The sequence below is a fragment of the Chromobacterium haemolyticum genome (assembly GCF_002081825.1).
GTDB classification, from domain to species: domain Bacteria; phylum Pseudomonadota; class Gammaproteobacteria; order Burkholderiales; family Chromobacteriaceae; genus Chromobacterium; species Chromobacterium fluminis.
Genome location: NZ_MUKU01000025.1, coordinates 1 through 13,161, shown reverse-complemented (window position 1 = coordinate 13,161; position 13,161 = coordinate 1). Strand labels below are relative to the sequence as shown.

The 13,161-nt window shown below is 62.5% G+C and carries 13 protein-coding genes; 5 read left to right on the top strand and 8 right to left on the bottom strand.

The genetic code is table 11. The features are described 5' to 3' along the window. Positions 1–20: 20 nt before the first annotated feature. The 7 genes from B0T39_RS16930 to B0T39_RS16900 all read right to left on the bottom strand — a co-directional run bounded on the left by B0T39_RS16930 (position 21) and on the right by B0T39_RS16900 (position 7,868). Positions 21–755, bottom strand: a complete 735-nt coding sequence (locus B0T39_RS16930) for a GntR family transcriptional regulator (protein ID WP_196783821.1) — start codon at positions 753–755, stop codon at positions 21–23. A 245-nt stretch (positions 756–1,000) separates the two neighbouring features. Next, the gene (locus B0T39_RS16925; RefSeq protein WP_081548631.1) at positions 1,001–3,022 is read right to left on the bottom strand and encodes an NADPH-dependent 2,4-dienoyl-CoA reductase; all 2,022 of its coding nucleotides are present in this window, start codon (positions 3,020–3,022) and stop codon (positions 1,001–1,003) included. Between the two features lie 238 nt (positions 3,023–3,260). Beyond that, positions 3,261–4,013 (bottom strand): outer membrane protein OmpK, encoded by a 753-nt coding sequence (locus B0T39_RS16920; protein ID WP_081548629.1) that lies wholly within the window; start codon positions 4,011–4,013, stop codon positions 3,261–3,263. A gap of 191 nt (positions 4,014–4,204) precedes the next feature. Beyond that, a complete protein-coding gene (locus tag B0T39_RS16915; RefSeq protein ID WP_081548628.1) occupies positions 4,205–4,537 on the bottom strand; it encodes an MGMT family protein in 333 nt (110 codons plus the stop codon). A gap of 6 nt (positions 4,538–4,543) precedes the next feature. Then, positions 4,544–5,194: an MBL fold metallo-hydrolase gene (locus B0T39_RS16910; RefSeq protein WP_081548626.1), complete on the bottom strand. Its 651-nt coding sequence runs from the start codon at positions 5,192–5,194 to the stop codon at positions 4,544–4,546. 165 nt (positions 5,195–5,359) lie between these two features. After that, positions 5,360–5,737 carry a DoxX family protein gene (locus B0T39_RS16905; RefSeq protein WP_081548624.1) on the bottom strand — a complete coding sequence of 126 codons (378 nt, stop codon included), beginning with the start codon at positions 5,735–5,737 and terminating at the stop codon, positions 5,360–5,362. Between the two features lie 148 nt (positions 5,738–5,885). Further along, positions 5,886–7,868 (bottom strand): methyl-accepting chemotaxis protein, encoded by a 1,983-nt coding sequence (locus B0T39_RS16900; RefSeq protein WP_176219586.1) that lies wholly within the window; start codon positions 7,866–7,868, stop codon positions 5,886–5,888. A 215-nt stretch (positions 7,869–8,083) separates the two neighbouring features. Here B0T39_RS16900 and B0T39_RS16895 point away from each other — a divergent pair, with 215 nt between their 5' ends. Further along, on the top strand, positions 8,084–8,896 hold the full coding sequence (locus tag B0T39_RS16895; RefSeq protein ID WP_081548620.1) for a nucleotidyltransferase domain-containing protein: 813 nt from the start codon (positions 8,084–8,086) through the stop codon (positions 8,894–8,896). A gap of 381 nt (positions 8,897–9,277) precedes the next feature. On the opposite strand, the gene B0T39_RS16890 is transcribed toward B0T39_RS16895, so the two are convergent. After that, the gene (locus tag B0T39_RS16890; protein ID WP_081548618.1) at positions 9,278–9,727 is read right to left on the bottom strand and encodes a hypothetical protein; all 450 of its coding nucleotides are present in this window, start codon (positions 9,725–9,727) and stop codon (positions 9,278–9,280) included. Between the two features lie 398 nt (positions 9,728–10,125). On the opposite strand from B0T39_RS16890, the gene B0T39_RS16885 reads away from it, so the two are divergent. The 4 genes from B0T39_RS16885 to B0T39_RS16870 are packed head-to-tail and all read left to right on the top strand — an operon-like array spanning position 10,126 to position 13,101. Continuing rightward, positions 10,126–10,509, top strand: a complete 384-nt coding sequence (locus B0T39_RS16885) for a GPW/gp25 family protein (protein ID WP_043589406.1) — start codon at positions 10,126–10,128, stop codon at positions 10,507–10,509. Further along, the gene (locus B0T39_RS16880) at positions 10,506–11,135 is read left to right on the top strand and encodes a phage tail protein I (protein ID WP_081548616.1); all 630 of its coding nucleotides are present in this window, start codon (positions 10,506–10,508) and stop codon (positions 11,133–11,135) included. The genes B0T39_RS16885 and B0T39_RS16880 overlap by 4 nt, the downstream gene beginning before the upstream one ends. A gap of 30 nt (positions 11,136–11,165) precedes the next feature. Next, positions 11,166–12,722 carry a phage tail protein gene (locus tag B0T39_RS16875; RefSeq protein ID WP_081548614.1) on the top strand — a complete coding sequence of 519 codons (1,557 nt, stop codon included), beginning with the start codon at positions 11,166–11,168 and terminating at the stop codon, positions 12,720–12,722. 31 nt (positions 12,723–12,753) lie between these two features. Continuing rightward, positions 12,754–13,101, top strand: a complete 348-nt coding sequence (locus tag B0T39_RS16870) for a hypothetical protein (RefSeq protein WP_081548612.1) — start codon at positions 12,754–12,756, stop codon at positions 13,099–13,101. Positions 13,102–13,161 lie beyond the last annotated feature (60 nt).

Genomic DNA, 13,161 nt, shown 5'->3' with positions numbered 1-13,161 from the left:
ATGGCGCGGGCGGCGTGGAATCAGCGGATGTCCGCCTGGTAGCGGAATTTGTCGGCGCGGCCGCGCACGCTGCGCCATTCCAGCGGGCTGCCGTCGTAAGCCTTGGCCAGGCGTTCCAGCACGATGGCCGGGGTGCCGGGAGCGAGTTGAAGCAGTTCGGCGTGAGGCGGGGCGATGGCTTCCGCGGTCAGGGTTTCGCGCGCGGAGGCCACTACCTGGTGGCAGCAATCCTCGTACAGCGGGTACAGCAGATCGCCGAAGCTGGGCAAGGGGATGGCCAGCAGGGCCTGGAATCGCGTTGCCGGCAGCCATATCGATTCGGCCAGCAAGGGCTCGCGGTCCAGATAGCGCAAGCGGGTTAGGTGGATGGCTTGCCCGCCAGGCGAAAGTTGCAGGCTGTCGGCGATGGCCGGCGGCGGCGTCAGTTGCTCGCGGTGCAGGATCTTCGCTTCAGGGATGCGGTAATTGCCCGCCGCGTCGTGAAAGCGGAAAAAGCGCAGCAGCGAGGATTGGAAGTTGGCCGGCTTGATGAAGGTGCCTTTGCCTTGGCGGCGTTCCACCATCTCGTCGGCCACCAATTGATCCACCGCTTTGCGGATGGTGCCGATGGAGGTGTGGAAGCGTCCCACCAGCTCCGCTTCGGTGGGGATGGCCTCGCCGGGTTTCCACACCCGGTTGGCGATGTCGCGCGCCAAAGCGTCGCGCACTTGCTGGTACAGGGGCAGGCGAAGGTCCGCCTGACGCATGTCAGTCATATGGTCATATATATGAATTAATTTGATGGCCGCAACGATGACAAATTAATGAACGCCAAACAAGAGCTAAAACGTTTGATCAGGGCAAATCTGTACTAAAGGACGGTGTTTTGCGCGGAAAAGCGCGGGCGGGAGCGGCGGGGACGGCAAACAGACCCGGCGGTGCCGGGCCTGAGGGCCTGTTTACGACAGTCCGGCGGTCATGTCTTTACGGCATGGCCGGCCGGCGAGAGGGCGGGTGGAAATCAGATGCTGGCGGCGAGGCGCGAGCCTTGATCAATCGCCCGTTTGGCGTCCAGTTCTGCCGCCACGTCGGCGCCGCCTATCAGGTGCACGCTTTTGCCGGCGGCCTGCAAGGGCGCCTGCAGTTCGCGCAGCGGATCCTGGCCGGCGCAGATGATCACATTGTCCACCGGCAGCAGTTGGGCTTCGCCTTTGACCGTGATGTGCAGGCCGGCGTCGTCTATTTTGTCGTAGCTAACGCCGGACAGCATGCGCACCCGCTTCATCTGGAGGCTGGCGCGGTGAATCCAGCCGGTGGTCTTGCCCAGTCCTTCGCCCACCTTGCTGGTTTTGCGCTGCAACAGGTACACCTCGCGCGGGCTGGGGTGCGGCTGCGGTCCTTGAGGGCTGAGGCCGCCCGGATGCTCCACCGCCATGTCCACGCCCCATTCGCGCATGAAGGCGGCGGCGTCCAGCGAGCTGGACTTGCCCTCGTGGGTCAGGAATTCCGCGGTGTCGAAGCCGATGCCGCCGGCGCCGATGATGGCGACACGCTTGCCCACCGGTTTGCCGTGCTTGAGCACGTCCAGGTAGTTGAGCACTTTGGGGTGGTTCACGCCGGGAATCTCCGGCGTGCGCGGGGCGATGCCTGTGGCCAGCACCACCTCGTCAAAACCGGCGAGATCCGCCGCCGCCACGCGGGTGTTCAGCCGCTGTTCCACCCCGGTCTGCTCCAGCTTGCGCTTGAAGTAACGCAGGGTTTCGTAGAACTCTTCCTTGCCGGGGATGCGCTTGGCCACATTGAACTGGCCGCCGATTTCCGCCGCGGCGTCGAACAGCGTCACTTGATGGCCGCGCTCCGCCGCCACGGTGGCGAAGGCCAGGCCGGCCGGACCGGCGCCGACGACCGCCAGTTTTTTGGCCTGAGGGGTTTTCTCGTAGTTCAGCTCGGTTTCGCGGCAGGCGCGCGGATTGACCAGGCAGCTGGTCAGCTTGCCCTGGAAGATGTGGTCCAGACAGGCTTGGTTGCAGCCGATACAGGTGTTGATTTCGTCGCCGCGGCCGGCGGCGGCCTTGTTGACGAAGTCCGGGTCCGCCAGGAAGGGGCGCGCCATCGACACCATATCGGCACAGCCGCCGGCCAGGATCTCCTCGGCCACTTCCGGCGTGTTGATGCGGTTGGTGGTGATCAGCGGAATCTTCACCTTGCCCATCAGCTTCTTGGTGACCCAGGCGAAGCCGCCGCGCGGCACCATGGTGGCGATGGTGGGCACCCGCGCCTCGTGCCAGCCGATGCCGGTGTTGATCAGCGTGGCGCCGGCCTTTTCGATCTTGCCGGCCAATTGCGCTACTTCGTCCCAGGAGCTGCCGTCCTGCACCAGGTCCAGCATGGACAACCGGTAGATGATGATGAAATCGCTGCCCACCGCGGCGCGCACCGCTTTCACGGTTTCAATGGCGAAGCGGATGCGGTTTTCAAAGCTTCCGCCCCAGTCGTCGCTGCGCTTATTGGTGGCGCGGGCGATGAACTGGTTGATCAGATAGCCTTCCGAGCCCATTACTTCCACGCCGTCGTAACCGGCCTGCTGCGCCAACCGCGCGCAGCGGGCGAAGTCGGAGATGGTTTGCCAGATGTCGGCGTCGGACAACTCGCGCGGCTTGTAGAAGTTGATCGGCGCGATCAGCGGCGAGGCGGACACGCATTTTTCCTGGAAGCTGTAGCGGCCGGAGTGCAGGATTTGCAGCGCGATCTTGCCGCCGGCGGCGTGCACCGCGTCGGTAACCAGCTTGTGGTGAGGGACCTCGGCCTCGTCGGCCAGCATCGAGGCGCCCTCGGCGACACAGCCTTCCGGATTCGGGCCGACGCCGCCGGTAACGATCAGACCCACGCCGCCGCGGGCGCGCTCCGCGTAAAAGGCCGCCATTTTCTCAAAGCCTTGCGGGGCTTCTTCCAGGCCGGTGTGCATCGAGCCCATCAGCACGCGGTTTTTCAGCGTGGTGAAGCCCAGGTCCAGCGGAGCCAGCAGGTGCGGGTATGCCGTCATGTTTTCGTCCTCGTGTAGATTTCTCGCGCAGATCATTGTGGCCGCGGCCGCCGTCCGGCGCCAGCGCGGCGGGCAAGTGTTTGATTGCTTGGACTTGCCAGTGTTGGCGTTGAAGATACTTACTAGTAAGTAAGGTGTCAATCGACGCGATGGACAGTTGAGGGTATATATGGGAAGCGCCAAATGAAAACGCCGCCGGGACAAACCGGGCGGCGTTGCTTGCAAGTAGCGGTAACGCTTACTTGAAGTTGTACTTGATCGAGTAGATCACAGCGTTCTGGTAAGCCTTGGAACCCAGTTTCTGATCAGCGTAACGGTATTGGATGCCGGTGGTGATCGCTTTGACCGGGGTCCACCACAATGCCAGCGCGCCGTTCTGACCGGTTTTGCGGATGTACGGATTGGTGAACTTGTCCTGACGGTTCAGCTCGGTCTCATGCCATTGAGTAATCATCAAGTCTTGGCCGAAGGCTTGGAACGGGTACATCATGACGTAGCCGGCCATGTAACCGTTGTAGCCGGAACCGATGCCGAAGGAGTCCAGTTCGTTGTGCACGCCGATGAACGGCTTGATGGTCAGGTTGCCGAAGCTCAGGCTGGTGCCCAAGCCCAGAACGCGGTTTTGGGTGAAGAACTCGTTGCCGCGGGTGTCGTAAACGTGGCCGTACAGTTGAACCGGAACATTGCCGATCTGGGTCATGTTGTAGCGGGCAACCACCTTGGTGGTGTAGCGACGGTCCTTGGTGCCGGTGCCGTTGTTGCCTTTGCCCGGGTTTTCCAGGTCGAAGAAGCCGTACAGTTCGCCCCAGTTGCCACCCATGCCGCCTTCGGCTTCGAGATAGCCGAAATCGCGCTTGCCCGATTGCTCGGTGGTGCGGTTAGACCAATCCAGCCAGTTTGCGCTGACATTGCCAAAGGAGTAATCACCGGCTTGCGCCACGGTACAGCCGCCCACCAGAGCCAGGGCCAGCAGCAGATTGCGAGTTTTCATTGTTTCACCAGAATATTGTGCGTGTAGCGTGTAGTGCGCGCGGACAGACCTGTCGGCGCGGGCGCAGACTAGCTCAGAAATATTCGTTTGCAAAGTATTTACAATGTGCTTGTCGCATTTTTGTCATTTTATGTGAATGCGATGTATTTTTGGCTGTAGATATTTCGCATGAAACATTAAATGTTGTGGAACTACAGTTTTTTGCTACAAAAATGCGTGTCCGGCCAACCGTAGCGCCGTAAATCCACCTTGCCGGCCGCGCTCAATTCCACTCCGTCCTCCTCCAGCAGCAAGCGCTGCCAGTCGGCCTGCTCGCTGCCGGGCCGCGAGATGCGCCCGCCGGAGCCGAGTACCCGAAACCAGGGCACGCTGACGCCGTCCGGCAGGTGGCTGAGCAAGCGGCCGACATGGCGGGAATGGCGAGGGTAGCCGGCCTGTTCCGCCAAGGCGCCGTAGGTGGTGACCCGGCCCGGCGGCAGCGCCAGCAGCAGCGCGATCACCTTGCGTTCAAACTCGGGGGGCATTGGGGCTCAGCGGTAGCGAGGGTTGGCGACGTAGGGGTTGCTGCGCTTTTCCTCGCCTATGGTGGTCAAAGGACCATGGCCCGGCACCACGGTAGTGTCGTCCGGCAACAGGAACAGCTTTTGCTGGATGGCGTCGATCAACTGCTGGTGATTGCCCATTGGAAAGTCGGTACGACCGATCGAACCTTGGAACAGCACGTCGCCGGCGATCAGCAGCCGCGCGCCGGCGCTGTGGAACACCACGTGGCCCGGCGTGTGGCCGGGGCAGTGGATCACGTTCAGCGTTTCCTCGCCCACGCTGACGGTGTCGCCTTCCTCCAGCCAGCGATCCGGCGTCAGCGCCTCGCTGCGCGGAAAGCCGAACATATGGCCTTGCTGGGGCAACTGGTCCAGCCAGAAGCTTTCCGCGCGTTGCGGGCCTTCTATCTTGACGCCCAGTTGCTCGGCCAGCCGCGCGGCGCCGCCGGCGTGGTCGATGTGGCCGTGGGTCAGCAGCAGTTTTTCCACCGTCAGGTTCTGGCGGGAGATCCACTCGGCAATGCGCTCGATATCGCCGCCGGCGTCCACCACCGCGGCGCGACCGCTGGCGTCGCACCACAGGATGGAACAGTTCTGGGCAAACGGCGTGACTGGAATCACGTGGAAGTGCAAGGACATGGCGCGCTCGATTCAATGCAATGCGGCATTGTGGCACGAGTCGGCGCGCAAGAGGAGGGCGGGCCGTCGCGGCCCGGGCCGGTGCAGAGTCCAAGCCGCCTCAGAGCCTGTTCAACGCCCTTGCCTCACTCTCCCGCCGACGCGCGGCACATTTTGAGCAGGCTCTCAGTCCTTGCGGCCGTCCCAGGACAGTTTGCCCGCGCCGTGGGCGAACACCATCAGCAAGCCGCCCGCCATGGCCAGGTTCTTGGTCAGCTGGATCATTTGCTGGCTATTGCCCGGCTCCCAGTGGAAGAGCAGCGCCGAGGCGACGGAGAAACCCGCCAGCAGCAGTGCTACCCAGCGCGCTTTCACGCCCAGCGCCAAGGCCAAGCCGCCGCCGATTTCCAAAGCGATCACCAGCGGCAGCAAAAAGCCGGGCACGCCCATTGCGGCCATATATCCCTGAGTGGCGGCGTAGCCGGCGCCTAGCTTGCCGATGCCGGCCAGAAAGAAAACCTGCGCCAGCAGCACGCGGGCAAGCAATGTGATCCATTTATCCATCTTGCGTTCTCCTGCCGGCGCGCCGGCCTTGATTGATGACGCCGGCCGCGGAGGGCGGCCGGCCATGAACGGACTATACGGATAGGCTCGGCGCGAAAAAAGCGCAAAAAACCGCAAGAGTCGATCAAAAAATCCGACCAAGCCGCGGCTACAGCTTGAATTTTCCGATCAGCGAATCCAGTTCCTCGCCCAAGCGCGCGAGCAAGGTGGTGGCCTGTTGCGCCTGGCTGATGGATTCGTCGGTTTGCAGCAGCATGCCGTGGATGTTTTCGATATGGCGGGCGATCTCCTGGCTGGCGCTGGATTGCTCGGAAGTGGAAGCGGCGATGTCGCCCACGGATTCCACCACTTGTTGGGCGTGGCCGCTGATCTGCTGGATCGATTGCGCTGATTCCTCGGCCAGCTTTACCCCCTGGTCCACTTGGCGCAGCGCGCCGTCCATGCTGTCGGAGGCCTTGGCGGTGTCCTGCTGCATGGTCTGGATCACGCCGGAGATTTCCAGCGTGGCCTGGGAAGTGCGCTCGGCCAGCTTGCGCACTTCATCGGCCACCACGGCGAAGCCGCGGCCCATCTCGCCGGCGCGCGCGGCCTCGATCGCCGCGTTCAAGGCCAATAGATTGGTTTGGTCGGCGATGTCGCGGATCACCGACACGATGCCGCTGATCTGGTCCGAGCGTTGCTGCATGCCGCCCAGCACCTCGGCCAGCTCGCGCACCGTCTGCGAAATGCGGCCGATCTCGCGCACCGTGGCGTCGACATTGGCCGAAGCCTCGCTGGACAGCGTGTCCGCCTCGCGCGCACGCTGTTCCGCCACGCGAGCCGATTCCGCGATGTGGCTGACGCTGACCGACAACTGCTCCACGCTGGCGGCGGTGGCGTTGGCCGCCTCGGACTGTCGCGCCGAGCTGCCGCGAATCTGATCCACATCGCCGGACAGCTGACGCACCGAACCCAACACATCGCCGGCGTGGCGGCGCACGTCCAGCATCATCGCGCGCAGCGAGCCGGTGAAAGTATTGAAGGCGCCGGCGGCCAGGCCGATCTCGTCGCGGCTGGCGATGGGCAGCGCGCGGGTCAGATCGCCGCTGCCGGAGGCCAGCTCGCTCATTGCCGATTGCAGCCGGCCCAGCGGGCGCAGCAACTGGCTGAGCGTGGCGCCTAGCAGCAGCAGGATCAGAGCCAGAATGCCCAGACTGATCAAGGCCGACTGCCAGCTGGCGGCGCGTACTGGGGCGAACGCCTCGCTCAATGGGATGGAAATGCGCACCGCCCACGGCATGCCGGCCTCGCCCACGGTGATGGGCATGATGAAGTGGCGGAAGCCGTCGTCGCTGTCGTACTCCGCCGGCTGGCCGCCCTTGATCGCCGTCTTGGCCGCCGCCGGCAGGCCGGCGTCCGCCTTGCCGTTCAACGCCGGATCGCGGCCGGCCAGTTGAACGCCGCTGTTGGAATACAAGCTCATGAAACCGCTCTGGTAAGGCTTGACCTTGGCGGCCAGCTCCTGCAAATGACCCAGCGCGATATCGCAACCGGCCACGCCCAGCACCTTGCCGTTGACCAGAAGGGGAAAGGAAATGGTGCCCATCAGGATCTTGATGTCGGGGTCCACATAAGGCTCGGTCAACATCGGCTTGCCGGTCTTGCGCGGCTCGGTGTAATAGGCGCTGTCGTCCACCCCCTCGCCGCCCCACACCACGTCGATCTTGCCGCTCTTGCGATACCAGTAGACGCCGCTGCGGCCGGTTTTGTCGTTGTGCTCCTTGCCGGCCAGCTCCGCATCGCGGCCGTCCAGCGCGTTGGGCTCCCAGATGGCCCAGTAGCCGACAGCGTCCGGGTTATTGGGCAATTGGCCCTTAACGATGTCGGATACTAGTTGGCGGGCGTTGGGCGGCAGATTGTGTTTGACCGCCACTGCGGATTCGGCCACGACCTGAGCCGAATCGTAAGTCTTGCCCAGCAAGCGCTGCACCTGGCCGGCCTCGCTTTCGGCCAGCAGCTTGGCGTTGTCCAGTACCGCCTTCTCCGCGCTCTGATAACTGGCGTAGATATTGACGCCGGCCAACACGCAAAAACCGATCAGGATCAGCAGGCCGGAACTGGCCAGAATCTTGCCCTTGATGGTGGTGATCATGGTTGTCCCCATCGTTTCATATGTGTTTTTCCCCAAAAGCCGTTGCGAGCGGACGCCGGTTCCGGGCCCGGTTATTATGGTGTGGGCCTGCCGGCGACGTCGGTTTCCAACGGCATGCCGCCTTTGTATTAAATAGCTTAAATGGGGTAAAGGGAAATTTTGCAATCGGCGGGCCACATCCTGGCGCGCCGCGACGATACAGGGAGAGTTGAAGAGTGTCGACGGAAGCACACGCCCGCCCGGAACGCGCGGAGCGTCCGGCGGAGGCCGCGCGGCGGCTAGCGCTGGCGCGGCTGGAGCAAGTGGAGGCGCAGCACGGCGTGCGCATCCTTTACGCGGCCGAAGGCGGCAGCCGCTGTTGGGGCTACGCCGCGCCGGACAGCGATTACGATGTGCGCTTCGTCTACCTGCAAGCGGCGGAGTGGTACGAGGCCGGCGGCCAGCGCGACGTGATCGAACTGCCTTTGGCCGACGGTTTGGATATCAGCGGCTGGGAGCTGCGCAAGGCCTTGCGGCTGACGCTGGGCGGCAATGCCGCGCTGCTGGAGTGGCTAGCCTCGCCGCAGGTTTACCGCCAGCATCCGGCGGCCTGCCGGCTGTTGCGAAACCTGGGCCAGGAGCACTTCGCCGGCGATGCCGCCTACTGGCATTATCTGTCGGCGGTGCGCAAGAACTATCGTGGGCGCAAGCGCGAACAGCAACTGAGGCTGAAAAAATACCTATACGTGCTGCGGCCCTTGCTGGCGGCGCAATGGCTGCTGCGCTGGCGCAGCATGCCGCCGCTGCTGCTGGGAGAACTGGCCGACCAGACTTTGGACGATGCCCGGCTGCGTGACGAATTGGCCGGCCTGTTGGCCTTGAAGTCCGCTGGCGGCGCGCCCGAATACGGGCCGGCCACGCCGGGCCTGCACGATTACATTGAGCGGGAAATGAGGGCTTACGAAGCCGCGGCGCGGCCGAGCCGCTACAGCGACTGGGCGCGGGCGGACGCATTGCTGGAGCAAGTACGCCTGGCCTGTGGCGTTTGAACAGGCGGGGGCCTTGGTTTCAGTGGCCTGTGTCTGAGAACCTGTTCTAAGACTCGCGAGCAAGAGCGAGACAAGGCGAAAACGAGCGAAAAAGCGGAATGTACAAGTGGTACATGAGCATTTTGAGCTTGTTTTTAACGCCGTATCGCCGAAGCGCAGCAGACTTTGAACAGGTTCTGACGGCGCCACCCGCCCGACAAGCCTTATGACGCAGGGTGGATGGAGCGACGATGCCCACGCGGAATCGCGATGGGATCGATGCTTGGGCCTTGGTGGCGGGGTTTGGTGGGTATCGCCTGTCGGCTCCACCCACCCTACAAATACCCCGACAAACCATCCGCCGTAGGGTGAGTGGAGCGCAGCGATACCCACGCAAGGCGCTTAGCGGTTTCTCAGGCGGATGCGGCGGAAACGTGCTTCCAGGCTAAACCGCTGACCCAGCGCCAGGTAGAGCTGGTGCTGGCTATCCACATGCCGGTAGACCCGGACCCGGTCTGCACCCAACAGCATCATGATTTCCAGATAGTTGAAGAAACCCATCCACTGGCCGCGACCATCGCGGTCGTCAAAATCGATGTCGCGCGCCACGCGACTGAGCAGGCCCTTGCCGACGTATTCCCGATTGTCCTTCATCCATTGCAGCAGGTGGGCCGCGCATTCGCGGCCATACGCGCTGTCGGCGTGGTAATCCTTACGGGGCGCGGGCATTTGCCAGTAATGCCGATAGGTGCGGCCGGGGCACAAACGAACAAAGGGGAGCAAGGCTTCCTGCTGCTCCAGCGAGTGCAGTTTGTAGCGGCGACGACGGGGGAATTTGTGAGGATGTTGCATGGTGTTTCTCCTGCTGTGACACAAGATAAACCACCTGCCGGGGAAGGCTGAGGTATTAGGCAGGCGCGTGGCAGGATTGGCGTACTGGTCTACTTACCAAACCAGCGAGTGCATAACACTCCCCCACCATGCGCCTGCCAAATGGCGCGGCCATGGTAAAGCAGCTCGCGCGGCATGCCGCGCAAGCAGAATTGGTAAGTAGATAACGGGACGCCAATCCCGTGTGCCGCATGTGGGCGGCAACGGGGGGATTGTTGCCGACCGGGTGCGGAGGGTCAAGGCATGGTGGCAAGGCTTGCGCCGCATGCGGCGTTGTACGCGAAATTCTCCTTGTAATTCAACTGTTTCCCTAACCGGCTTTAAAAGCCCCGCGGCGGGCCTTGCGGCATCATAGGCCCATGACCCGCATATCCGACATCTCCTCCTTGCACTGGCAGCCGGCCTTGCAGGCCCGCGATCAGGCATCCCCCGCTGACATCGTCGAGAACCTCGACGACATCCATCAGGCCTTGCGCATCATCCTGGGTACGCCCAAGGGCAGCGATCCGCTGCGGCCGGAGTTTGGCAGCGATTTGTTCCGTTATCTGGACTACCCGGTGGACCGAGCCCGGCCGCATGTGGTGCGCGAGGCGGTGGAGGCGATTAGCCACCCCTTGTACGGCGAGCCGCGCGTCGCCGTGGCGCGGGTGCTCTACAGCGTAGGCGGCAACGGCGACGCGCGGCTCACCGTGCAGTGGCGGCTGGCCGACGGCGTGATCCGTGAAACGGAGCTGCGGCTATGAGCGGGGCGGCGCCCAATATCCTGGCCAACGACGAGCGTTTCGGCCACCTGGCACAGCTCACCACCCGTTTGGGCGACGCCGATCTGAGCTCCCTGCTGGTCTATCTGGTGGACCAGGTGGACGCCGGCTGGCTGCCGGCGCTGGCCGAGCAGTTCCACGTCGCCGGCGACGAGGGCTGGCGGCTGAGCCAGGGCGAACGCCAGCAGCGCGAGCTGATCAAGCAGTCCATCCATCTGCACCGCAGCAAGGGCACGCGCTGGTCTTTGCAGCAGGTGCTGGCCACGCTGGCGCTGTCTGGTCAGATCAGCGAATGGTTCGAATACGCCGGAAAACCTTATCACTTCAAGATCCGGATCGACTTGGCCGCGCGCGGCATCGACGCCGCCACGCTGACGGCGCTGGAGGCGATGATCAACGAATACAAGAACGCCCGCTCGGTGCTGGAACGGCTGGCATTGGTGTTGAGCAACCGCAGCGCTGTGCCAATGTTGGCGCTGGCCACTCAAGTGGGCGAGCTGGCCACGGTCTACCCGTTCCAGCCCGAATCACTGCAACAGCGCGCCAGTTTGAACGTGGCGCTGGCGTATGCCAGCGTCGAGACGGTCACGCTTTATCCCACAGCATGAGATCCCTAGAACCCTTCCCAGGAGCAATCGATGGCCAATGAGTTTTTCACGCTTCTCACCGCCAGCGGCAAGGCCAAGCTGGCGGCGGCGCAAGCCAACGGCGCGCCGCTGCAGATCAGCCAGATGGCGGTTGGCGACGGCGACAACGGCGGCTACTACACGCCCAGCGAGAGCCAGACCGCGCTCAAGCACGAAACCTGGCGCGGCGCGCTCAACCACTTGGCGGTGGACCCGAACAATCCCAACTGGGTGGTGGCGGAAGCGGTGCTGCCGGATACCGTGGGCGGCTTTTACATCCGCGAGGTGGGTTTGTTCGATAGCCGCGGCGATCTGATCGCCATCGGCAAATTCCCGGAGAGCTACAAGCCGCTGTTGGCGGCTGGCTCCAACAAGCAGCTTTATGTGCGGATGATTCTGGAAGTGTCCAACACTGCGGCGGTGACGCTGCTGGTGGACCCCAGCGTGGTATTGGCCACGCGCTCTGCGGTGGATCAGCGCATCGCAGAGGAACTGGCGAAGCGGGATGCCAAGCCACGGGATTTCCATCCGCTGCAAACCTTTCCGGCTCAGGCCTACCGCCGCAATGTGCTGATCAATGGGGGGTTCGACGTGTGGCAGCGCGGCGCCAGTCAGACTGTGGGCGGTTATGGCTCGGTGGACCGTTGGCTTCTGGATTTGGGTGGCGGCCCGCTTGGCGGCGCGACTTTGTCGCGAATGGCGGCCAGTATCGCCGAGACCGAAACCTTGGGGGCGACGACGAGCTTCATGCGTCTGACGCTGAGCAAGCCGCCGGCCAGCAAGGTCAACGAGTACTGCCAGGTATGCCAGCCGGTGGAAAACCTGCGGCGTTTCACCGGCAAGCGGATGACGCTGAGCTTCTGGGCCAAGGCGGATCAGCCGCGCAAGATGGTGGCCTATGTTGAACAGTGGCTGAAACGACCGCCAGCCGCATCCGACAAGATCAGAGCGCTGGAGGCGGTTCCAGTGGAGCTGACCAGCCGCTGGCAACGCTTTGTCTTCTCTTTCTCCTCGCCCAGCCTACAGGGGCGCGAACCGGGGAACGAGGCTTCTCTGGCTGTTTTTCTTGGGGTGTCGTACAGCGATGCCTACCCAGCCTTGAATGCGATTACCGGCGCGCAAACCGGCACTTTCGATATTGCTCAGGTGCAGTTGGAGGAGAGCCCAGTGGCGACGCCGTTTGAGTATCGCAGCTTTGGCGAGGAACTGACTTTGTGTCAGCGGTATTTTGAGAAAAGCTATCCGCTAAATGACTTCCCCGCTAAAAACTATGGAGCCGATTCTGCTTTCGCACCGGCTATCTTCAGCAAGATGTTTCATTTGAATGTCGGCACTTCTGGTGATAAGCAAATTAATATGACCATTCCGTTTATGGTAGAGAAACGGATTGAGCCGGCTATTGTGATTTATGACGGTTTGGGTGCGGTTGATAGAATGGCTACGAGTAATGGAAATGGCGTGATTCCCGCAGCTAAGAGTAGTTCTACCAAGTTTGTAAATATGATTCCCCCTACTGGCTCAAGTATTACTTGGGTTGCATGTCACTGGGTGGCGGATGCTGAGATTTAATGAATCTATAGGGGGAGTGAAGGTGAATGCCATGTATCGTTTAACCAAGCAGCCGGATGGAGTGATTCGAGTTGTCGATGGGGCGTATATCCCTAAAGGGCACCGCTGGTGGGATGAATATGAACTCTGGTTGCAGCAAGGTAATCAACCGGAGCCGCAGTTTGTGCTAGGGGAGTTACAAGAACAACTACTGCGAGATATCGATATCGCCACTGATGTCGCGCGCAATGAGGCTTTGGGCAGCGAGCTGCGCCTGGCCGAATACCAGCGCGCCGCCGCCGAGGCGCAGGCGTTCCAGGACGCCGGCTATAAGGGGACTTCCAGAAACCTCCCGTTCTGGCATGATCTGACCTGCCCCCTGACCGAGACACACCCATGAAGAGCCTGTTCGCCGCCGAAGAACGTGAAAGCAAACTGTCCAAGCTAGGAGACCCGCTGA